The sequence below is a fragment of the Pseudomonas sp. DR208 genome (assembly GCF_019823005.1).
Taxonomy (GTDB): Bacteria; Pseudomonadota; Gammaproteobacteria; order Pseudomonadales; family Pseudomonadaceae; genus Aquipseudomonas; species Aquipseudomonas extremorientalis.
The window spans coordinates 4345976-4366047 of the sequence record NZ_CP081944.1; the positions used below are offsets into that span (position 1 = coordinate 4345976).

Below are 20072 nucleotides of genomic sequence, written 5' to 3' on the forward strand. Positions count from 1 at the left end.
TCCAACAAGAAAAATTGTTGCTGCGAACCAATAAATTTTGTGGGTGATTGCACAGCCTGCATGTAACGAGATGTGGACAGACCCGCAGGGATTCGCGCATCTTGGCGCCGCTTATTTAACAGGCCTGCGCGAATGGCCTGCGCACGCCTCTCCCTCCTAACTGCTGTGGATACGGAAATTCAATGAAAACCCAAAAGGCCCTGATCGCCCTCTCCTGCGCAGTTGCGCTGTCCATGCTGGGTGGTTGCGCCGCCAAGGTAAAAAGTGGCAGCAGCGCAGCGCTGGCGATCCCGGACTCCGCGAAACACAACCTCGTAGTGAGCATCAAGGGCGAAGGCCAAGTCGAGCAAAACCCGGACTGGAACCTGCTCAAGCGCGACTGGAACAACGCGCTTCAGGTCGAAGCCCGACAGGCCGGCTTCAACGTCACCGAAAGCACGGCGGTAGCACCAAGTGGTGAAGAGGGTGTCGGCATCAAGATCAATGTGAGCAAGTTTCGTTACATCGAGCCGGGCTCACGGTATGTAGCCGGTGCGCTGGTAGGCAACGCCTGGGTGTTCTCCCGCGCGGATTACTTCGACCTGAAATCCGGCACGCCGATTGGCTCGCGCACCTACGACACCTCGTCATCCGCCTGGGAAGGCATTGCCTCGGCCATGACGCAGAAGCAGGTGCAGGCGATTGCCAAACAGATGATCAGCGATATCAAGAACGCCAAGGCCAAGTAAGCCCTCATCATGAGCGAGTTTTTCGAATTCATCTGGAAGCTGCTTGAGTTCGCAGGCGACTACACCCCACCACGGCGAAAACGCGTGTTCTCACTCGGGTTCGTGATGTTTTTACTGCTGGTGGCGGTAGTTGAACTGGTGTTGCTGCAGATTTTTCTTGGAGATACGGGCTGAAGAGAGGGTTTGCAAAAGTTTTTCAAATCGCAGGCAACAAAAAAGGGCCCACCTTTCGGTGAGCCCTTCTAGACCGCCCAGCAGAGCGGATTTTGTTTGGTAGGCGCGATTGGACTCGAACCAACGACCCCCACCATGTCAAGGTGGTGCTCTAACCAACTGAGCTACGTGCCTGCTGTGAGGCGGCATTCTACGGAATTCCGGAGGGGTGTCAACATCTTTTTTGCAGCTAACCCTATGAATATGCGAATTTTTTATTTGCGTGGGGTACACCTGCGGATTTCGGGTGGCTGGCAGGCAATTTTCAACTCAGGTAGGATCGGCGCACTCGTAAAAAATATAAAACAGAGGTTCCAGGATGGCGAACACCCCCTACCCCCAGTCGTATTACGCCGCTTCCGCGAATGCAGCTCCACCTCGCCCAGTCCTGCAAGGCGACGTCGAAACCGATGTGTGCGTGATCGGCGCTGGCTACACCGGCCTCTCCAGCGCCCTGTTCCTGTTGGAGAGCGGTTTTCGCGTGACGGTGCTGGAAGCCGCCAAGGTGGGGTTTGGCGCCTCGGGCCGCAATGGCGGGCAGATCGTCAACAGCTACAGCCGTGATATTGATGTAATCGAGCGCAGTGTCGGCCCCAGGCAGGCGCAACTGCTGGGGCAGATGGCGTTTGAAGGCGGCAAGATCATTCGTGAGCGGGTGGCCAAGTATCAGATTCAGTGCGACCTGAAGGATGGTGGTGTTTTCGCCGCGCTCAACAGTAAGCACATGGGCCATCTGGAGTCACAGAAGCGTCTATGGGAGCGCTACGGCCACACCCAACTGGAGCTGCTGGACGAACGCCGTATTCGCGAAGTAGTAGCCTGTGACAACTACGTCGGCGGCTTGCTGGACATGAGCGGGGGGCACATCCACCCACTCAACCTGGCACTCGGCGAAGCGGCCGCCGTGGAGTCCCTGGGCGGCACGATCTACGAGCAATCCGCTGCCGTGCGTATCGAGCGCGGCGCCAACCCGGTGGTGCATACCGCCGAGGGCAAGGTCAGGGCCAAGTTCATCATCGTCGCGGGGAATGCCTACCTGGGCAACCTGGTGCCGGAGTTGGCCGCCAAGTCCATGCCGTGCGGCACACAAGTGATCACCACCGCCCCCTTGGGCGATGAGCTGGCGAGAACGTTGCTGCCGCAGGATTACTGCGTCGAAGACTGCAACTACCTGCTCGACTACTATCGCCTCACCCGCGACAAGCGCCTGATCTTCGGCGGCGGCGTGGTGTATGGCGCGCGCGACCCGGCGAATATCGAAGCGATCATCCGCCCGAAGATGCTCAAGGCCTTCCCGCAACTCAAGGACGTGAAGATAGACTACGCCTGGACCGGCAATTTCCTGCTGACCCTGTCGCGTTTGCCGCAGGTGGGTCGCCTGGGCGACAACATCTACTACTCACAGGGCTGCAGCGGCCATGGCGTGACGTATACGCACCTGGCGGGCAAGGTACTGGCAGAGGCACTGCGAGGCCAGGCAGAGCGTTTTGACGCGTTTGCCGACCTGCCGCACTACCCGTTCCCGGGTGGGCAACTGTTGCGCACACCATTTGCGGCAATGGGTGCCTGGTACTACGGGCTACGCGACAAATTGGGATTCTGACTCGAACCTGTAGGAGCCCGTTTGCAGGCTCCTACAGGTCGCACTTATCAAATCACAGGCACAAAAAACCCCGGTCTTTCGACCAGGGTCTTTGCTATCGGATCAAAGTAGCCAGAGGCTTGCTTTGTGCTCCAAGGCGTTCAGTAGGCCTTGAGACAGATATGGCGCAGCGGACGGGACTCGAACCCGCGACCCCCGGCGTGACAGGCCGGTATTCTAACCGACTGAACTACCGCTGCGTATCGCTTGACCGGCTGAACATAAGGACTCAACCGTCTTTAAACATCTGATCGATCAGCCTTGGCTGTTCAATCTCAAGTCCGACACATCGAACCTGGAAAATATGGCGCAGCGGACGGGACTCGAACCCGCGACCCCCGGCGTGACAGGCCGGTATTCTAACCGACTGAACTACCGCTGCGCGTCGGTGCAACCTTTAACGTTGCGTCTTGCCCTGAAGCAAAACTCTCAAGAAGTGGTGGGTGATGACGGGATCGAACCGCCGACCCTCTGCTTGTAAGGCAGATGCTCTCCCGGCTGAGCTAATCACCCTTTGCTTCGTTGAGGCCGCGAAATTTACGCAGGTAGCGGACCTAAGTCAATAGCCCGCTTGAAGTTTTTCTGAAAAAGACAAAATTGCTTCAAGACAGCTATCCACCCTACTCGCTGTAAATCATCTTCTTGCTCATGCCGCCATCCACAACAAACTCTTGCCCGGTAACAAACCCCGCCTGGCGCGACAACAGCCACGCCACCATTGCCGCCACGTCTTCCACGGTGCCTACCCTGCCCGCAGGATGCTGGGCGTGATCGGCGTCACTCAACGGCTCGGCACGCCGGGCCGCCGGGTCACGCGCATCGATCCAGCCGGGGCTGACCGCGTTGACCCGCACTTCCGGCCCCAGACTCATCGCCAGGGCGTGTGTCAGGGCCAGCAAGCCGCCCTTGCTCGCAGCATAGGCCTCGGTGTCCGGCTCCGATTGGCGAGCCCGCGTCGACGCCAGGTTGACGATAGCGCCGCCGTGGGCGCGCAGATACGGCGCACAGTGCTTGGCCAGCAACATCGGCCCACTGAGGTTCACCGCCAGCACCCGATTCCAGTACGCGAGGTCCAGGCTTTCCAGCGTGATGTTGCGCGGGTCGGCCACCGCCGCGTTGCAGACCAACGCGTCCAGGCGCCCGAACTGCCCCAACACCTCGGCGACCCCCTGGGCGACTTGCTTCTCGTCGGCCACGTCCATGCTGATAAACCAGGCATTCTCACCCAGCACCTTGGACACCTTGGAACCGCGCTCACGGTCCAGGTCGGTCAATACCACCTGCCAGCCTTCGCTGATCAGCCATGCGGCAATCCCGAGGCCAATGCCCCGTGCCGCGCCGGTGACCAGCGCAACACGGCCGTTACTGGCAACTGCGGCTTCCATGGACCACTCGATCACAAGGCTGCCAGCCCGCGAGCCAGGTCAGCCTGCAAGTCCGTCACGTCTTCCAGGCCTACCGCAATGCGGATCAGACTGTCACGAATGCCCGCAGCCTCACGCTCCTGCGGCGCCAGGCGGCCGTGAGACGTGGTGCTCGGGTGGGTAATGGTGGTTTTGCTGTCACCCAGGTTGGCGGTGATGGAGATCAGGCGTGTCGCATCGATAAAGCGCCAGGCGCCCTCTTTGCCGCCCTTCACTTCGAAACTCACCACAGCACCGAAACCGCGCTGCTGACGCTGAGCCAATTCGTGTTGCGGATGGCTCTTGAGGCCGGCGTAGTGCACCTTCTCGATGCCGTCCTGTTGCTCCAGCCATTCGGCCAGGGCCTGGGCGTTGGCGCAATGGGCCTTCATGCGCAGGCTCAGGGTTTCCAGGCCTTTGAGGAAGATCCAGGCGTTGAACGGGCTCAAGGTCGGGCCAGCGGTGCGCAGGAAGCCGACGACTTCCTTCATCTGTTCGCTGCGACCCGCCACCACACCGCCCATGCAACGGCCCTGGCCATCGATGAACTTGGTGGCCGAGTGCACAACGATATCCGCGCCCAGCTTCAACGGTTGTTGCAACGCCGGAGTGCAGAAGCAGTTGTCCACCACCAGCATTGCGCCCTTGGCGTGCGCCACTTCGGACAACGCAGCGATATCCACTAGTTCGGCCAGAGGGTTGGACGGCGACTCGACGAACAGCAGCTTGGTGTTGGCCTTGATCGCCCCATCCCAGCCGGACAGATCCGCCAGGGGCACGTAATCGACTTCGATGCCGAAACGCTTGAAATACTTCTCGAACAGGCTGATGGTCGACCCGAACACGCTGCGCGACACCAGCACATGGTCGCCAGCGCTGCACAGGCTCATCACCACCGCCAGGATGGCGGCCATGCCGGTCGCCGTTGCAACCGCCTGCTCAGCGCCTTCCAGCGCCGCGATACGCTCTTCGAACGCACGCACGGTCGGGTTGGTGTAACGCGAATACACGTTGCCCGGCACTTCGCCGGCAAAGCGCGCAGCGGCATCGGCCGCAGTACGGAACACGTAGCTGGAGGTGAAGAACATCGGATCACCGTGCTCACCTTCCGGGGTGCGGTGCTGGCCGGCGCGCACAGCCAGGGTATCGAAAGCTACGCCATCGAGGTCGCTGTCCAACCGACCGGCATCCCATTCCTGACTCATGCTGCCACTCCTTACTCAATTCTTTATTTAAGATACAAAACCGGCCCCTCAGGGCCGGTTGTCACTCAGTTGTTGTACAGGTCGATGATCGCGCTGACCGCCTGGGTCTTGATCTTCGACGAGTCGTTGCGCGCCTGCTCGATCTTGTTCAGGTAGGCCTCGTCGACGTCGCCGGTCACGTACTTGCCGTCGAACACCGCGCAGTCGAACTGCTCGATCTTGATCTTGCCACCGCCGACCGCCTCGATCAGGTCTGGCAGGTCCTGGTAGATCAACCAGTCGGCGCCGATCAGGTCGGCCACGTCCTGTGTCGAACGGTTGTGCGCGATCAGCTCGTGGGCGCTCGGCATGTCGATGCCGTACACGTTCGGGTAACGCACGGCAGGCGCTGCGGAACAGAAGTACACGTTCTTCGCACCGGCTTCGCGGGCCATCTGGATGATCTGCTTGCAGGTGGTGCCGCGCACGATGGAGTCATCCACCAGCATCACGTTCTTGCCGCGGAACTCCAGCTCGATGGCATTGAGCTTCTGGCGTACCGACTTCTTGCGCGCTGCCTGGCCCGGCATGATGAAGGTGCGGCCGATGTAGCGGTTCTTCACGAAGCCTTCGCGAAACTTGACGCCCAGGTGGTTGGCCAGTTCCAGCGCAGCGGTACGGCTGGTGTCCGGGATCGGGATCACTACGTCGATGTCGTGCTCTGGGCGCTCGCGCAGGATCTTCTCGGCCAGCTTCTCGCCCATGCGCAGGCGCGCCTTGTAGACCGAAACGCCGTCGATGATCGAATCCGGACGCGCCAGGTAGACGTGTTCGAAGATGCACGGGGTGAGCTTCGGCGCCACGGCGCACTGACGGGTGTGCAGCTTGCCGTCTTCAGTGATGTACACCGCTTCGCCTGGCGCGAGATCGCGAATCAGGGTGAAGCCCAGCACGTCCAGGGACACGCTTTCGGAAGCGATCATGTACTCGACGCCTTCGTCGGTGTGACGCTGGCCGAACACGATCGGGCGGATGCCGTGCGGGTCACGGAAACCGACGATGCCATAGCCGGTGACCATGGCCACTACCGCGTAACCACCGACGCAACGGTTATGCACGTCAGTAACGGCGGCGAAGACGTCTTCTTCGGTCGGCTGCAGCTTGCCACGCTGGGCCAGCTCGTGGGCGAACACGTTGAGCAGCACTTCCGAGTCGGAACTGGTGTTGACGTGGCGCAGGTCAGATTCGTAGATCTCCTTGGCCAGTTGTTCAACGTTGGTCAGGTTGCCGTTGTGCGCCAGGGTGATGCCGTAAGGCGAGTTGACGTAGAAAGGTTGAGCTTCGGCCGACGTCGAGCTACCGGCAGTCGGATAACGCACATGGCCAATGCCCATATGCCCGACCAGGCGCTGCATGTGACGCTGATGGAACACGTCACGTACCAGACCATTGTCCTTGCGCAGGAATAACCGGCCGTCGTGGCTGGTCACAATACCGGCAGCGTCCTGGCCGCGGTGCTGGAGGACGGTTAGCGCGTCATACAGCGCCTGATTGACGTTCGACTTACCGACGATACCGACGATGCCACACATGCGACGCAACCCCTACTTAATGAATCTTGACTGAACACAACTTACTGAGGCGTTTTGGCCGGCAAGAGGTGTTCCTTGAACGGAAGATCAGCGGGTACGCTGATTCCGCTGGCCAGCCACTGACTGCTCCACCCCAGAATGAGGTTCTTGGACCAGTCTGCAACCAATAGAAATTTTGGCACGAGTACCGACTCCTGCCACCACGAATCCTGCTGTACCGGCCCCAGGCTCAAGAGCCCGACCGCCACGACCACCAGCAACGCGCCACGCGCGGCGCCGAAGGCCATGCCGAGAAATCGATCGGTCCCGGAGAGGCCGGTGACACGTATCAACTCGCCAATAAGATAATTGACCATTGCCCCCACCAGCAGCGTGGCGATGAACATGATGGCGCAGCCCGCGATGACGCGAGCCGAAGGTGTCTCGATGTATCCGGCCAGGTAGACCGACAATGAACCACCGAACATCCAGGCTACGACTCCTGCGATGATCCAGGTCAGCAACGACAGTGCTTCTTTGACGAAGCCGCGGCTTAGACTGATCAAAGCGGAGATGGCGACGATTGCAACAATCGCCCAATCAACCCAGGTAAATGGCACGTTGGAGCCTACGGACAGATGAGGCGGCGCATTTTAGCAGAGCGTCGGGCTGTCGGTAAGCTGTGATTGTGGCTGCCTTGCAAATCAGTAGTTTGGGGTGAGCAAATCCGCTTTCAACCCCGCTCAGGCTGGAACCGGGTCACGAAACCCTTGAGGTTCTGCTGGCGATCCAGCAAATCCCGCAGGCGGTCTGCCTCGGCACGCTCGATCAGCGGCCCGATAAACACCCGGTTCTTGCCATCGGCACTACGGATATAGGCGTTGTAGCCTTGGCTACGCAGCTTCTTCTGCAACGCGTCGGCGCCCTCGCGGCTGCCCAGGCTGGCCACCTGGATCGACCAACTGATCGGCAAGCCATTCGGATCGATGCGGCTCTGGCCGACATCCGGCTTGCCCGGCGCGACGGGCTGCGGCGCTACCGGCTTGGGCGCAGGTGCCGGCGCAGCAGGCTTGGCCGCTACGGTCGGCGCAGGCGCCGGCTTGACCACCGGCACGCTCGGCTGCACCGGCATCGACGGCGCTTGCTGTGCGGCTACCTGAGCCTCAGTCGGCACCGGCTCCTCCTCCGGCAAGGCCTGAGGCTCTGGAACCACCACTGGCTCAACCTGCACCTGAGGCACCGTGGGCGCCTGGGGCGCGGCCGGCGCCTCGACAACGACCTGACGCTCTTCATCCTGGCGAGAAAACAGCATTGGCAGGAAGATCACCGCCAATGCCACCAGCACCAGGGCACCGACCATTCGCTGCTTGTATGCGCTATCCAGTAATGCCATGTGCAGCTTCCTCCGTGGAGCGCCGGGCTAACCACTCAAGCGCCTCGGCAACACAATAAAATGACCCGAACAACAGAATCTCATCGTCGGGCGTGGCAATGGCGCACTGTGCTTCAAGGGCATCGGTCACGCTTGCATACGACGTCACCGGCGCAGCAAGGTTCTGCAAGGCCGCTTCCAGCTCGGCGGCCGGGCGGCTGCGCGGTGTATCCAGCGGCGCGACGGCCCAGGCCTGGACACTGCCCAGCAAGGGCGTGACCACACCTTCCAGGTCCTTGTCGGCCAGCAGGCCGAACACGGCCAAGCGACGACCGACCGGCGGCGTACGTGACAGACGCTGCGCCAGGTACTCGGCCGCATGGGGGTTATGCCCCACGTCCAGCAGCAGGTTCAGGCGCTTGCCCTGCCATTCGAATTCACGTCGGTCCAGACGCCCTACCACGCGAGTCGCCAGCAAGGTGGCCGCGATCTGTTCGGCATTCCACGGCAGATCCAGCAGCAGATAGGCTTGCAGCGCGAGCGCGGCGTTTTCCATCGGTAGGTTCAGCAGCGGCAGGCCGCTCAGCTCGACGACCTGGCCACGGGCATCACGCCCACGCCACTGCCAGTCAAAGGCGCCGATCTGGAGATTGAATTCGCGGCCACGCAGGAAAAATGGGCAATCCAGCTCACGCACCTTGTCCAGCAAGGTGTGCGGAGGATCGATATCACCACATAACGCCGGCTTGCCCTGGCGGAAGATCCCGGCCTTTTCATAGGCCACGGACTCACGGGTATTGCCAAGATAGTCGGCGTGGTCCACGCCAATACTGGTGATCAACGCCAAATCGGCATCCACCACGTTGACCGTATCCAGGCGCCCACCCAAGCCGACTTCCAGCACGACCACATCCAGTTGCGCACGCTCGAACAGCCAGAACGCCGCCAGGGTGCCCATCTCGAAGTAAGTCAGGGAGATCTCGCCCCGGCCCGCATCGAGTGCGGCGAAGGCTTCGCAGAGTTGCTTATCCGTGGCTTCGACACCATTGAGCTGCACCCGCTCGTTATAACGCAGCAGGTGCGGGGAATTGTAGACGCCGACTTTCAGCCCCTGGGCCTGCAGCAGCGCCGCGACAAAGGCACAGGTAGAGCCTTTGCCGTTGGTGCCGGTCACCGTGATCACTCGCGGCGCCGGGCGGCCCAACCCGAGGCGGGCCGCTACCTGTTGCGAGCGCTCCAGGCCCATGTCGATGGCGGACGGATGCAACTGCTCAAGGTAGGCGAGCCACTCGCCCAGGGTACGTTGGGTCATAGGTTTGCAGGCACCGGCGGCACGACGATCGGCTCGACTTTAGGCGCGACGTACACCGGAGTCGGCAGGCCCATCATTTGCGCCAGCAGGTTGCCCAGGCGTGGACGCAGCTCACCGCGCGGGATGATCAGGTCGATCGCACCGTGCTCCAGCAGAAACTCGCTGCGCTGGAAACCTTCCGGCAGTTTTTCACGCACGGTCTGCTCGATCACGCGCGGGCCGGCAAAGCCGATCAGCGCCTTGGGCTCACCGACGATCACGTCACCCAGCATCGCCAGGCTGGCGGAAACGCCGCCGTAGACCGGGTCGGTCAGCACGGAGATGAACGGGATGCCTTCTTCACGCAGGCGTGCCAGGACCGCAGAAGTCTTGGCCATTTGCATCAGGGAGATCAGGGCTTCCTGCATGCGCGCACCACCGGAGGCCGCGAAGCAGATCATCGGGCAACGGTTTTCCAGGGCATAGTTGGCGGCGCGGACAAAGCGCTCACCGACGATGGCGCCCATGGAGCCACCCATGAAGGAGAACTCAAATGCCGACACCACGACCGGCATGCCCAGCAGCTTGCCGCTGACGGAAATCAGGGCGTCTTTCTCACCGGTCTGCTTTTGCGCAGCGGTCAGGCGGTCCTTGTACTTCTTGCCATCACGGAACTTCAGACGGTCAACCGGCTCCAGGTCGGCGCCCAACTCGTTACGGCCTTCGGCGTCGAGGAAGATGTCGATGCGGGCGCGGGCGCCGATACGCATGTGGTGGTTGCACTTGGGGCAAACGTCCAAGGTCTTTTCCAGCTCCGGGCGGTACAGCACCGCGTCGCAGGAGGGGCACTTGTGCCACAGACCTTCAGGAACCGAGCTTTTCTTCACCTCGGAACGCATGATCGAAGGGATCAGTTTGTCTACTAACCAGTTGCTCATGCTTTCTTTCTCCAGTACCGGTGGCCTGAACACAGCCCCGCGTATGCCCTTGAGCTAAATTCATATGTGGCGATGACACAGGCTGGACGGGGTCAGACGTTCGACCGGCCTTTTCCTGCCTGTATCCTCAGCCTTCCAGACAACCTGCCAGCGCAGGGTTGCCACTTCGTTTCCGGGCCACCACAGGCGGCGCCGGGCTGTTTTACACAGTGGTAGTTATGGACGGCGGCAGACTGCCAGCCGTCACATTGCACCCCTGCTGTTGCGCACACCCTGCATGAATGCGCGAATCTTGCTGTGATCCTTGATGCCCTTGCCCTGCTCCACCCCACCGCTGACATCCACGGCATACGGCCGCACCTGTTCGATTGCCGCCCCGACATTTGCGGGGTTGAGCCCGCCGGCCAGGATGATCGGCTTGCTCAAGCCTGCGGGAATCAGCGACCAGTCGAACGCTTCGCCAGTACCGCCGGGTACGCCTTCGACATAGGTGTCCAGCAAAATCCCGCGGGCACTGCCGTAGGCGGAACACGCCGCCGCGATATCATCCCCGGCCTTGACGCGCAGCGCCTTGATATACGGCCGCTGGTAACTTTCACATTCCTCAGGCGTTTCGTCGCCATGGAACTGCAACATGTCCAAGGCTACGGCATCCAGGGTTTCGTTGAGCTCGCAGCGACTGGCATTGACGAACAGACCCACGGTGGTCACGAACGGCGGCAATGCGGCGATGATCGCTCGCGCCTGCAGCACGTTCACCGCCCGTGGGCTCTTGGCATAAAACACGAAACCGATGGCATCCGCCCCTGCCTCGACCGCCGCCAGCGCGTCTTCTATGCGGGTAATCCCGCAAATCTTGCTGCGAACGGCTGACATGTCGTGGAAACCTCCAGGGTTGGACCGAGAAAGCCCCGGATGGTAACAAAAGCTTTTCCGGGCGTCAGCCGCCAAGTTCGCTGAAACCTGTGAGGAAGTGTGGTCCGATGAAACGCTCCGGCAACTCGAACTCGTCGCGGTACTCCACATCCACCAGGTAAAGGCCGAACGGGTGTGCCGTGACCCCTCCCGTGCGACGAACGCGGCTTTCCAGCACTTCCCTGGCCCACTCTACCGGACGCTCGCCAGTGCCGATGGTCATCAGCACCCCGGCGATGTTGCGCACCATGTGATGCAGGAAGGCACCGGCACGGATATCCAGCACGATCATCTTGCCGTGACGAGTCACCCGCAGGTGGTGGACCTCCTTGATCGGCGACTTGGCCTGGCACTGGCCGGCACGGAAGGCGCTGAAATCATGCACACCCACCAGGTGCTGCGCGGCCTCGGCCATGCGCTCGGCATCCAGCGGGCGGTGGTTCCAGGTAATTTCTTCGTTGAGGTGCGCCGGGCGGATCTGGTCGTTGTAGATCACATAGCGATAGCGCCGGGCGATGGCCTTGAAACGCGCATGAAAATGCGCCGGCATGACCTTGGCCCAACTGACGCTGACGTCATGGGGCAAATTGATATTTGCGCCCATCACCCAGGCCTTCATTGACCGCTCGGCCTGAGTGTCAAAATGCACCACTTGGCCACAGGCATGCACACCGGCGTCGGTACGCCCGGCGCACATCAGCGATACCGGTGAATCGGCGACTTTCGACAGGGCGTTCTCCAGGGTCTCCTGCACCGTCAGCACGCCGGACGCCTGACGCTGCCAGCCGCGATAGCGCGAGCCCTTGTATTCCACGCCCAAGGCGATGCGGTAAAAGCCTGCGGCCGCCATTTCGGCGGTCGGGTTATCTATATTTGCCAAGAACTGAGAGCCTGATGAGTTGCGCGAAGGCGGCCATTATGCCGGTTTGCAGGAGAGCCCACAAAAGCAAAACGGCGACCCGAAGGTCGCCGCTGTTTGAACAACGGGCTGTCAAGCCAACCGACCGAGCATTTCCTTGGCTTCGCCGCGTTGAACCTCATCGCCTTCGGTCAACACTTCGGAAAGGATATCCCGCGCGCCGTCCGCATCGCCCATGTCGATATAGGCCTGGGCCAGGTCGAGCTTGGTAGCCACCTCATCCGTGCCGGAGAGGAAGTCGAATTCCGGCTCATCATCGCCCAGCGCCGCGTCTTCCGCGGTAAAGGACGGCTCGATGGACGGATGTTCCAGGCTCTGGGACAGGCGATCCAGCTCGGCGTTGACATCATCCAGTTCCGACGTGAAAGCATCGGGCTTGGCGGCCGCTTCCGGCTCATCGGCCAAGGACAGGTCGAAGTCTTCCGGCAAGTCGAAGTCGTCCAACGCCGCAGGCGTGAGGGTCGGCGGCTCGACGGCCGGCACGTCCTTCATCTGCTCTTCCAGGCCCGAGAGGAAGTCGTCGTCGGATTGTGCCGAAGCCGGGGCATCCAGTTGCAGGTCGAGATCGAAGTCCGACAAGTCGTCCGTCGCGGCCTTGGCTTCGGTCTGCTGCTGCAACAGCGACTCGAAGGTCTGCTGATCGTCCTTGATCTGAGCCGGGGAAGCTTCTTCAAGATCGTCCAGGCTGAGATCGAAATCAGTGTCAAAGGCCTCCGGCTGCGCAGGCGCCGGTTTGTCTTCGAGCAAATCCTTGACGTATTGAGCATCCAGGGCAGCAGCCGCCACCGCGGCACTGACACCCGCCGCCAACACGGCCATGGCCGGGAAGCGAGTCTTGAGCTGCTCGACCTGGGCGTGGTTTTCACCATTGGCCACCAGTTGACGCTCCTGGGTCACGAAGCCGTCCTTGTCGTTTTGCAGGCCGTAGACTTCCATCAACTTCAAGCGCAGGTCGCTGCGCTTGGGCTCATGCTTGATCGCTTGCTCCAGCACGTCGGCAGCCTGGTTCAGGTGGCCACGATCGATATGAGACTGAGCCTGGGCCAGCGCATCGTTTGAATTCACCGGGGCCACGGCAACCGCCAGCGGCGCAAGTACGGAAGCAACAGTCGGCACAACAACCGCCGGTTCAACCACCGGAGCCGGGGCCGGTGCGGCGGCCAGCTTTACGCTGGGCGGCGGCGTCTCCAGGCCTTCGAAGCTGCTCGGCGGCAGGTCGTCATGAAGGTTCGAGGTGAACTCCGGCTCTTCAGCCAGGGCCCGCGCCATGCGCAGGTGTTTTTCCTCTTCGCGGCGCGCATTGCGATGGCGCGCCCACAACAGCAGGAGCAGCAGCACCAGCAGGCCCGCCGCCCCCCCGATCACACCGAGAACAATCGGGTTGGTCAGCAGTTCATTGAATTTGCCGTCGGCGCTGGCCGGTGCCGCGTCCGCCTTGACCGGCTCAGGCGCTGGCGCGACGGGTGCAGGGGTGGCGACCTCGGGCGTAGCAGGTGCAGTGGATGGCTCGCCTGCCAACTGCGCGGGCATCGCGGCAGTCGCCGGAGCAGCCGGAACACCCTTTTCAGCCTGCAAGCGGGCGAGCTGATCGTTTTTCAGTTGAATCAGTTTTTGCAGCTTGTCCAACTGGCTTTGCAGGTCTGCCGCGCGGCTTTTCAGCTCTTCGTTGTCGCGACGGGTGGTGTCCAGTTGCTCCTGGGTCATCGCCAGCTTGTCGCTGAGTGCCGCGCTGTCGCCCGCCTTGCCCTTGGCGCCCTTCTTGGCGGCCTCGGCCGACACCAGGCTCAGGTTGTCTTTGGTGTTGGTACTTGCGGGCGCGTTACCGGCCTGGGTGCGCTTGGTGGCGTCCAGTTGCTGCTTGCCCGCTGCCGGGTTGGTGGCGGCGCGTCGGCCCTGGCGCCAGGCGGCATTTTGCGCGCTCACCTCAGCAATTGCCTGGGGTTGCGGCAGTGCAGTGCTTTGTACGGCATCCGGCAGACGCAGGACCTGGCCGGTTTTCAGCCGGTTGATATTGCCGTCTATGAACGCATCCGGGTTCAGCGCCTGGATCGCCAGCATGGTCTGCTGCACGGAGCCGCCATTACGGTGCTTCGCGGCGATTTCCCACAGGGTGTCGCGGGAGGTGGTGGTGTGCTGTGCCGGTTTGCTCGCGGCGGGCGCGGCGGGCGCGGCGTTGGTCGGCGCAGCCAGACGCGGCGCAGGCGCGGCAGCGGTGGGTGCCGGCTGCTCGAACTTGGCCGGGTCGAGCAACACGCTGTAGTCACGCATCAAACGGCCATTAGGCCATTGCACCTGCAACAGGAAACGCACGTAGGAATCAGGCAACGGCTTGCTGGAGGTGACGCGCACCACGCTGCGGCCGTTTGGATTGACCACCGGGGTAAACGTCAGGTCATCGAGAAACGCCTGGCGATCAACGCCCGCGTCCACAAATGCCTGGGTCGAAGCCAGGCTTGGCGTGATCTCGGAGGCCGTGAGGCCACCGACATCGAGCAATTCGATTTCCACCGCCAACGGCTGGTTCAACTTCGACTTGAGGGTCATCTCCCCCAGCTGCAGCGCCTGCGCCATACCGGAGGACAGCGCCGAGGCGGCCGCTATTGCTAACACCAGTTTGCGAACTTGAACCATAGCCTCATCCTTTGTTTGAACACTCCCCGGCCTGCGAGAAGGTTGGTAACCGCTGCCATAAGGCATGGCGAGCCGATAGGTCACCGACGCGCAACTTTTCCTGCCTGGGACCAAGCATAGCGCCTGGCTAGAATCAATCTACAAATTGCCGCCAAGTATCTTTTACGCAAGGCCTTTTATCAACAACTGCGCCAGCTGCACGGCATTCAGTGCGGCGCCTTTGCGTACGTTATCTGACGTCAGCCACAGATTTAGTTCCGCCGGGTCATCCACACCTGCCCTGACGCGACCGACGTAGACCACATCCTGGCCCACTGCATCGCCGACGGCTGTAGGAAAATCCCCTTCATCCACAAGCTCGATGCCCGGCGCAGCGTCAAGTGCGCGGCTCACCGCCGCCAGATCGACCGCCGCCCCCAGTTGCAAGGACACTGTCAGGCTATCGCCAAAAAACACCGGGGCTTGAACGCAGGTTGCGGAAATCTTTAGCAAAGGTAATTCCAGCACTGCACGCAACTCATGGACCAGGCGTTTTTCCAGGGCCGTATGCCCCTGGGCGTCTGGCGTGCCAACCTGCGCCAACAGGTTGAAGGCGACCTGCCGATCAAAGAACTTCGGCTCCAGCGGGCGCATATTCAGCAGCTCGGCGGTTTGCCGGGCCAGTTCGCTGACGGCTTCACGCCCTTGGGCCGACATCGCCAGGCTGGCGGTGACGTTCACCCGCTGGATATCCAGCAAGCCCCGCAGAGGCGCCAGCACCACCGCCAGGTTGGTCGCCGACGGGCTGGGGCTGCCGAGCTGGAACGGCTTCTTCAGCCCCTCCAACACGTGGGCATTGGCCTCCGGCACCACGTGCGGAGCCTGCGTGGCCGGCAAGGCGCCGGACAAGTCGATCACCGAGCACCCAGCCGCCGTGGCACGCGGCGCAAAACTCAGGGTGACCGCCGGCCCCGCCGCAAAGAACGCCAACTGCGCCTTGCTGAAGTCGAATTCGTCGACCTCCTTGACCCGCACATTCCTGCCACGAAAGGGCACGGAGGCGCCCGCCGAGTTGTTGCCCGCCAGCAAATACAGAGTGCCCACCGGAAAATCCAACTCTTCCAGGATCTGCACCAGGGTTTCGCCGACGGTGCCGGTGGCGCCGATCACGGCGATTTCAAAGGTCTGGGTCATGGGGGCTGCCTCGGGCATTGCGGGGGGGAGCGGCACTTTACCGGGTGGTGGGGGGTGAGGCAATTAAGCTGGCATTTGTGGTAGGGCTGATGGCCTTATCGGGGGCAAGCCCCCTCCCACACTCGAACGGGTTCGCAGGTCAAAATGTGGGAGGGGGCTTGCCCCCGATGAGGCCCGACCAAACAACAAAAAACCCGCGCCTGTCACCAGAGCGCGGGTTTCCATCATTGCTTCACGCGATCAACGCTCCAGCAAGATCCGCAACATGCGGCGCAGCGGCTCGGCCGCGCCCCACAGCAGCTGGTCGCCCACGGTGAACGCACCGAGGAACTGGCTGCCCATGTTCAGTTTGCGCAGACGACCCACCGGTACATTCAGGGTGCCGGTGACCTTGGTCGGGCTCAGTTCCTGCATGCTGATATCACGGTTGTTCGGCACCAGCTTGACCCACGGGTTGTGCTGGCTGATCAACGCTTCGATATCGGTGATCGGCACGTCTTTGTTCAGCTTGATAGTCAGCGCCTGGCTGTGGCAGCGCATCGCGCCGATGCGCACGCAGATGCCGTCCACCGGGATCGGGCTCTTGAAGCGGCCGAGGATCTTGTTGGTCTCGGCCTGGGCCTTCCACTCTTCGCGGCTCTGGCCGTTCGGCAGTTCCTTGTCGATCCATGGGATCAGGCTACCGGCCAACGGCACGCCGAAGTTTTCGGTCGGGTAGGCATCGCTGCGCATGGCTTCGGCCACGCGGCGGTCGATGTCGAGGATCGCGCTGGCCGGGTCGGCCAGTTGATCGGCGACCGCGGCGTGGGTCGCACCCATCTGCTTGATCAGCTCACGCATGTTCTGCGCGCCGGCCCCAGAGGCCGCCTGATAGGTCATGGCACTCATCCACTCGACCAAGCCAGCTTCGAACAAGCCGCCCAGGCCCATCAGCATCAGGCTGACGGTGCAGTTGCCGCCGACGTAGTTCTTGGTGCCGGCATCCAACTGCTGGTCGATGACCTTGCGGTTCACCGGGTCGAGGATGATCACCGCGTCGTCCTGCATGCGCAGGCTCGAGGCGGCGTCGATCCAGTAACCCTGCCAGCCGGCTTCGCGCAGCTTGGGGAAGACTTCGCTGGTGTAGTCGCCACCCTGACAGGTCAGAATCACGTCGAGGGTTTTCAGCTCTTCAATGTTGTAGGCGTCCTTGAGCGGAGCAATATCCTTGCCCACGGACGGCCCCTGGCCACCCACATTCGAAGTGGTGAAAAACACCGGCTCGATAAGATCGAAATCCTGCTCTTCCAGCATCCGCTGCATGAGCACGGAACCGACCATACCGCGCCAACCGATCAGACCTACACGTTTCATCGCAACTACACCTTGTTAAAAAGTGGGCCGCCTTGCAGCAACAACTGCAAGCGGGCCCGAGAGATTACAGATTCCGCAGCGCGGCGACTACTGCGTCGCCCATTTCTTGCGTACCGACCTTGGTGCAACCCTGCGACCAGATGTCGCCGGTGCGCAACCCCTGATCCAGCACCAGGCTCACGGCCTTCTCGATGGCATCCGCCGCGTCGCTCAGGTTGAAGCTGTAACGCAGCATCATCGACACCGACAAAATGGTCGCCAGGGGGTTGGCAATGCCCTGGCCCGCGATGTCCGGCGCCGAACCGTGGCAAGGCTCGTACATGCCCTTGTTGTTGGTGTCCAGGGACGCCGACGGCAGCATGCCGATGGAACCGGTGAGCATCGACGCCTGGTCGGACAGGATGTCGCCGAACAGGTTGTCGGTGACGATCACGTCGAACTGCTTCGGCGCACGCACCAGTTGCATGGCGGCGTTGTCGACGTACATGTGGCTCAGTTCGACGTCCGGGTAGTCCTTGGCCACTTCTTCGACGATTTCGCGCCACAGTTGGCTGGAGGCCAGTACGTTGGCCTTGTCCACCGAGCAGACCTTCTTGCCACGCACGCGGGCCATGTCGAAGCCGACACGGGCGATACGGCGGATTTCACTCTCGCTGTACGGCAGGGTGTCGTAGGCCTGGCGCTCGCCATTTTCCAACTCGCGCACGCCGCGTGGCGAGCCGAAGTAGATACCGCCGGTCAGCTCACGCACGATCAGGATATCCAGGCCCGCGACCACTTCCGGCTTGAGGCTCGAGGCGTCGGCCAGTTGCGGGTAGAGGATCGCCGGGCGCAGGTTGCCGAACAGGCCCAGTTGCGCACGGATTTTCAGCAGGCCGCGCTCAGGGCGGATGTCACGTTCGATCTTGTCCCATTTCGGGCCGCCCACGGCGCCGAGCAGTACGGCGTCGGCCGCACGCGCACGCTCCAGGGTCTCATCGGCCAGCGGTACACCATGCAAGTCGATGGCCGCGCCGCCGATCACATCGTGGCTCAGCTCGAAACCCAGGCTGTACTTGCTGTTGGCGAGTTCCAGCACCTTGACCGCTTCGGCCATGATTTCCGGACCAATACCGTCGCCAGGGAGAATCAGAATCTGCTTGCTCATGCGTTCCTCATTTCATCAAGCGACCCGCCCGTGGGCAGGTCGGGAAAAAACAATCAGCGTTCGGCGAAGACCACCAGCACGTCGGTGCTGAAGGTGCCGTCAGCCTGAATTTCGTAATAATCGCGCACTTCCTGACCCATCGCCTGTTGCAGCTCGAGGATCGCCGCGCGCAGCACCTGCGGCGTGCGCATGCGCTCGACCCACGAGGTGTATTCCAGGCGCAGGCGCTGGCGACTGCTGGTTCGTACATGCAGACCGGATTCGCTGAGCTGCTGCATCCACTCGGCGGCAGAGTAATCGCGCACGTGGCTGGTGTCGCGCAGCACTTCAACGGTTTGCAGGTAAGTGTCCAACAGCGGGCTGCCCGGTGACAAGACATCGACGAAGGCCGCCACGCCACCCGGCTTGAGCACCCGACGCACTTCACGCAGGGCCAGGCCGAGGTCGCTCCAGTGGTGGGCCGAATAACGGCTGAACACGAAGTCGAACTCGCCATCGGCGAACGGCAGGCGCTCAGCGGCGCCGTTCACGGTGCGGATATTGTCCAGACCACGGTCCGTCGCAGCGGCGGCGACCACGTCGAGCATCTGCTGGGACAGGTCGTAGGCGACCACTTCATTGACCAGCGGCGCGACGTGAAAGCTGACATGACCGGCACCGCAGCCCAGGTCCAGCAGTCGCGCACTGCCCTGCCCGGCCAGTTCGGCCTGGAGCAGCGCGAATTCGGTGCCCTGGGCGTGCACGGCACTGCTCAGGTAGGCGGAGGCTTGCTCGCCGAATTGTTTTTGCACAACTTGGGTGTGGGCGGTGGTGGTCATGGTGGTTTCCTTGGGTTTTGGGGTGTTGGTACTGGCGCTATCGCAGGCAAGCCAGCTCCCACAGTTGGAATGCATTCCAATGTAGGAGTCGGGCTTGCCCGCGATGGGGCCCGCACGGTTACCGCCAATCAGGCATCGCGAAACAACCAAGGCTGGCTCGCCCGGTGTTTGGCTTCAAACGCGGCAATCGCATCGCCGTCCTGCAAGGTCAGGCCGATATCGTCCAGGCCGTTGATCAGGCAGTGCTTACGGAACGCATCCACTTCAAAGTGATACACCTTGCCGTCTGGACGGGTCACAGTCTGCGCGGCCAGGTCGACGGTCAGTTGGTAGCCCTCTTCGGCTTCCACCTGCTTGAACAGCTCGTCCACTTCGGCATCGCTCAAGATGATCGGCAGCAGGCCGTTCTTGAAGCTGTTGTTGAAGAAGATGTCGGCATAGCTCGGCGCGATGATGCTGCGAAAGCCATACTCTTCCAGGGCCCATGGCGCGTGTTCACGGCTGGAACCGCAGCCGAAGTTTTCCCGGGCCAGCAAGACGCTGGCGCCCTGGTAACGCTCGGCGTTGAGCACGAAGTCCTTGTTCAGCGGGCGCTTGGAGTTGTCCTGGTAGGCGTAGCCCACATCCAGGTAGCGCCACTCGTCGAACAGGTTCGGGCCGAAGCCGGTGCGCTTGATCGACTTCAAGAACTGCTTGGGAATGATCTGGTCGGTGTCGACGTTGGCGCGATCCAAAGGGGCGACAAGGCCGGTGTGTTGGGTAAAAGCACGCATC

The 20072-nt window shown here is 61.9% G+C and carries 18 protein-coding genes and 4 tRNA genes; 3 read left to right on the plus strand and 19 right to left on the minus strand.

What is annotated here, in order from left to right:
* Nucleotides 1-182: 182 nt before the first annotated feature.
* Together K5K89_RS19480 and K5K89_RS19485 are read left to right on the plus strand one after the other, a co-directional pair.
* Entirely contained in the window at nucleotides 183-728 is a 546-nt protein-coding gene (locus tag K5K89_RS19480; RefSeq protein WP_222540078.1) for a hypothetical protein, read from the plus strand.
* A gap of 9 nt (nucleotides 729-737) precedes the next feature.
* Nucleotides 738-902, plus strand: a complete 165-nt coding sequence (locus tag K5K89_RS19485) for a hypothetical protein (RefSeq protein ID WP_156792149.1) — start codon at nucleotides 738-740, stop codon at nucleotides 900-902.
* 97 nt (nucleotides 903-999) lie between these two features.
* Here the strand turns inward: K5K89_RS19485 and K5K89_RS19490 are convergent.
* A tRNA-Val gene (locus K5K89_RS19490) sits at nucleotides 1000-1076 on the minus strand.
* Nucleotides 1077-1260: 184 nt separating this feature from the next.
* Here K5K89_RS19490 and K5K89_RS19495 point away from each other — a divergent pair.
* Entirely contained in the window at nucleotides 1261-2544 is a 1284-nt protein-coding gene (locus tag K5K89_RS19495) for an NAD(P)/FAD-dependent oxidoreductase (RefSeq protein WP_222540079.1), read from the plus strand.
* Nucleotides 2545-2706: 162 nt separating this feature from the next.
* Here K5K89_RS19495 and K5K89_RS19500 read toward each other — a convergent pair.
* From K5K89_RS19500 to leuD, 18 genes are all read right to left on the minus strand, one after another.
* Nucleotides 2707-2783, minus strand: a tRNA-Asp gene (locus K5K89_RS19500).
* Nucleotides 2784-2888: 105 nt separating this feature from the next.
* Nucleotides 2889-2965 (minus strand) — tRNA-Asp (locus K5K89_RS19505).
* 55 nt (nucleotides 2966-3020) lie between these two features.
* Nucleotides 3021-3096, minus strand: a tRNA-Val gene (locus K5K89_RS19510).
* A gap of 107 nt (nucleotides 3097-3203) precedes the next feature.
* The gene (locus tag K5K89_RS19515) at nucleotides 3204-3968 is read right to left on the minus strand and encodes an SDR family oxidoreductase (RefSeq protein WP_071492214.1); all 765 of its coding nucleotides are present in this window, start codon (nucleotides 3966-3968) and stop codon (nucleotides 3204-3206) included.
* An 11-nt stretch (nucleotides 3969-3979) separates the two neighbouring features.
* Entirely contained in the window at nucleotides 3980-5191 is a 1212-nt protein-coding gene (locus K5K89_RS19520) for an O-succinylhomoserine sulfhydrylase (RefSeq protein ID WP_071492215.1), read from the minus strand.
* Nucleotides 5192-5256: 65 nt separating this feature from the next.
* Entirely contained in the window at nucleotides 5257-6762 is a 1506-nt protein-coding gene (purF, locus tag K5K89_RS19525) for an amidophosphoribosyltransferase (protein ID WP_058426877.1), read from the minus strand.
* A gap of 41 nt (nucleotides 6763-6803) precedes the next feature.
* Nucleotides 6804-7361 (minus strand): CvpA family protein, encoded by a 558-nt coding sequence (locus K5K89_RS19530; protein WP_003192538.1) that lies wholly within the window; start codon nucleotides 7359-7361, stop codon nucleotides 6804-6806.
* 113 nt (nucleotides 7362-7474) lie between these two features.
* Complete coding sequence (locus K5K89_RS19535) at nucleotides 7475-8134, minus strand: SPOR domain-containing protein (RefSeq protein WP_222540080.1); 660 nt, start codon at nucleotides 8132-8134, stop codon at nucleotides 7475-7477.
* Nucleotides 8118-9425 (minus strand): bifunctional tetrahydrofolate synthase/dihydrofolate synthase, encoded by a 1308-nt coding sequence (gene folC / locus K5K89_RS19540; protein ID WP_222540081.1) that lies wholly within the window; start codon nucleotides 9423-9425, stop codon nucleotides 8118-8120. The genes K5K89_RS19535 and folC overlap by 17 nt, the downstream gene beginning before the upstream one ends.
* Nucleotides 9422-10342 carry an acetyl-CoA carboxylase, carboxyltransferase subunit beta gene (accD, locus tag K5K89_RS19545; RefSeq protein ID WP_025856447.1) on the minus strand — a complete coding sequence of 307 codons (921 nt, stop codon included), beginning with the start codon at nucleotides 10340-10342 and terminating at the stop codon, nucleotides 9422-9424. The genes folC and accD overlap by 4 nt, the downstream gene beginning before the upstream one ends.
* A gap of 243 nt (nucleotides 10343-10585) precedes the next feature.
* On the minus strand, nucleotides 10586-11218 hold the full coding sequence (locus K5K89_RS19550; RefSeq protein ID WP_222540082.1) for a phosphoribosylanthranilate isomerase: 633 nt from the start codon (nucleotides 11216-11218) through the stop codon (nucleotides 10586-10588).
* A 64-nt stretch (nucleotides 11219-11282) separates the two neighbouring features.
* A complete protein-coding gene (gene truA, locus K5K89_RS19555; protein WP_071492219.1) occupies nucleotides 11283-12107 on the minus strand; it encodes a tRNA pseudouridine(38-40) synthase TruA in 825 nt (274 codons plus the stop codon).
* A 141-nt stretch (nucleotides 12108-12248) separates the two neighbouring features.
* Nucleotides 12249-14807: a FimV/HubP family polar landmark protein gene (locus K5K89_RS19560; protein ID WP_222540083.1), complete on the minus strand. Its 2559-nt coding sequence runs from the start codon at nucleotides 14805-14807 to the stop codon at nucleotides 12249-12251.
* A gap of 162 nt (nucleotides 14808-14969) precedes the next feature.
* A complete protein-coding gene (locus tag K5K89_RS19565; RefSeq protein ID WP_222540084.1) occupies nucleotides 14970-15980 on the minus strand; it encodes an aspartate-semialdehyde dehydrogenase in 1011 nt (336 codons plus the stop codon).
* A gap of 240 nt (nucleotides 15981-16220) precedes the next feature.
* Nucleotides 16221-17333 (minus strand): aspartate-semialdehyde dehydrogenase, encoded by a 1113-nt coding sequence (gene asd / locus K5K89_RS19570; protein WP_092250344.1) that lies wholly within the window; start codon nucleotides 17331-17333, stop codon nucleotides 16221-16223.
* Between the two features lie 64 nt (nucleotides 17334-17397).
* Nucleotides 17398-18480: a 3-isopropylmalate dehydrogenase gene (gene leuB / locus K5K89_RS19575; RefSeq protein ID WP_071492222.1), complete on the minus strand. Its 1083-nt coding sequence runs from the start codon at nucleotides 18478-18480 to the stop codon at nucleotides 17398-17400.
* A gap of 53 nt (nucleotides 18481-18533) precedes the next feature.
* Nucleotides 18534-19298, minus strand: coding sequence for a class I SAM-dependent methyltransferase (locus K5K89_RS19580; RefSeq protein WP_222540085.1), 765 nt, complete (start codon nucleotides 19296-19298; stop codon nucleotides 18534-18536).
* Nucleotides 19299-19426: 128 nt separating this feature from the next.
* Nucleotides 19427-20071, minus strand: coding sequence for a 3-isopropylmalate dehydratase small subunit (leuD, locus tag K5K89_RS19585; protein WP_015884976.1), 645 nt, complete (start codon nucleotides 20069-20071; stop codon nucleotides 19427-19429).
* Nucleotide 20072 lies beyond the last annotated feature (1 nt).

Excerpts from the sequence above, each read along its gene's own strand:
- leuB (WP_071492222.1), bottom strand. The coding sequence starts at position 18,480 with ATGAGCAAGCAGATTCTGATTCTCCCTGGCGACGGTATTGGTCCGGAA.
- K5K89_RS19560 (WP_222540083.1), bottom strand. The coding sequence starts at position 14,807 with ATGGTTCAAGTTCGCAAACTGGTGTTAGCAATAGCGGCCGCCTCGGCG.
- K5K89_RS19515 (WP_071492214.1), bottom strand. The coding sequence starts at position 3,968 with ATGGAAGCCGCAGTTGCCAGTAACGGCCGTGTTGCGCTGGTCACCGGC.
- K5K89_RS19565 (WP_222540084.1), bottom strand. The coding sequence starts at position 15,980 with ATGACCCAGACCTTTGAAATCGCCGTGATCGGCGCCACCGGCACCGTC.
- folC (WP_222540081.1), bottom strand. The coding sequence starts at position 9,425 with ATGACCCAACGTACCCTGGGCGAGTGGCTCGCCTACCTTGAGCAGTTG.
- K5K89_RS19520 (WP_071492215.1), bottom strand. The coding sequence starts at position 5,191 with ATGAGTCAGGAATGGGATGCCGGTCGGTTGGACAGCGACCTCGATGGC.
- asd (WP_092250344.1), bottom strand. The coding sequence starts at position 17,333 with ATGAAACGTGTAGGTCTGATCGGTTGGCGCGGTATGGTCGGTTCCGTG.
- K5K89_RS19580 (WP_222540085.1), bottom strand. The coding sequence starts at position 19,298 with ATGACCACCACCGCCCACACCCAAGTTGTGCAAAAACAATTCGGCGAG.
- K5K89_RS19495 (WP_222540079.1), top strand. The coding sequence starts at position 1,261 with ATGGCGAACACCCCCTACCCCCAGTCGTATTACGCCGCTTCCGCGAAT.
- leuD (WP_015884976.1), bottom strand. The coding sequence starts at position 20,071 with ATGCGTGCTTTTACCCAACACACCGGCCTTGTCGCCCCTTTGGATCGC.
- purF (WP_058426877.1), bottom strand. The coding sequence starts at position 6,762 with ATGTGTGGCATCGTCGGTATCGTCGGTAAGTCGAACGTCAATCAGGCG.
- truA (WP_071492219.1), bottom strand. The coding sequence starts at position 12,107 with ATGGCGGCCGCAGGCTTTTACCGCATCGCCTTGGGCGTGGAATACAAG.
- K5K89_RS19480 (WP_222540078.1), top strand. The coding sequence starts at position 183 with ATGAAAACCCAAAAGGCCCTGATCGCCCTCTCCTGCGCAGTTGCGCTG.
- K5K89_RS19485 (WP_156792149.1), top strand. The coding sequence starts at position 738 with ATGAGCGAGTTTTTCGAATTCATCTGGAAGCTGCTTGAGTTCGCAGGC.
- K5K89_RS19550 (WP_222540082.1), bottom strand. The coding sequence starts at position 11,218 with ATGTCAGCCGTTCGCAGCAAGATTTGCGGGATTACCCGCATAGAAGAC.
- accD (WP_025856447.1), bottom strand. The coding sequence starts at position 10,342 with ATGAGCAACTGGTTAGTAGACAAACTGATCCCTTCGATCATGCGTTCC.
- K5K89_RS19535 (WP_222540080.1), bottom strand. The coding sequence starts at position 8,134 with ATGGCATTACTGGATAGCGCATACAAGCAGCGAATGGTCGGTGCCCTG.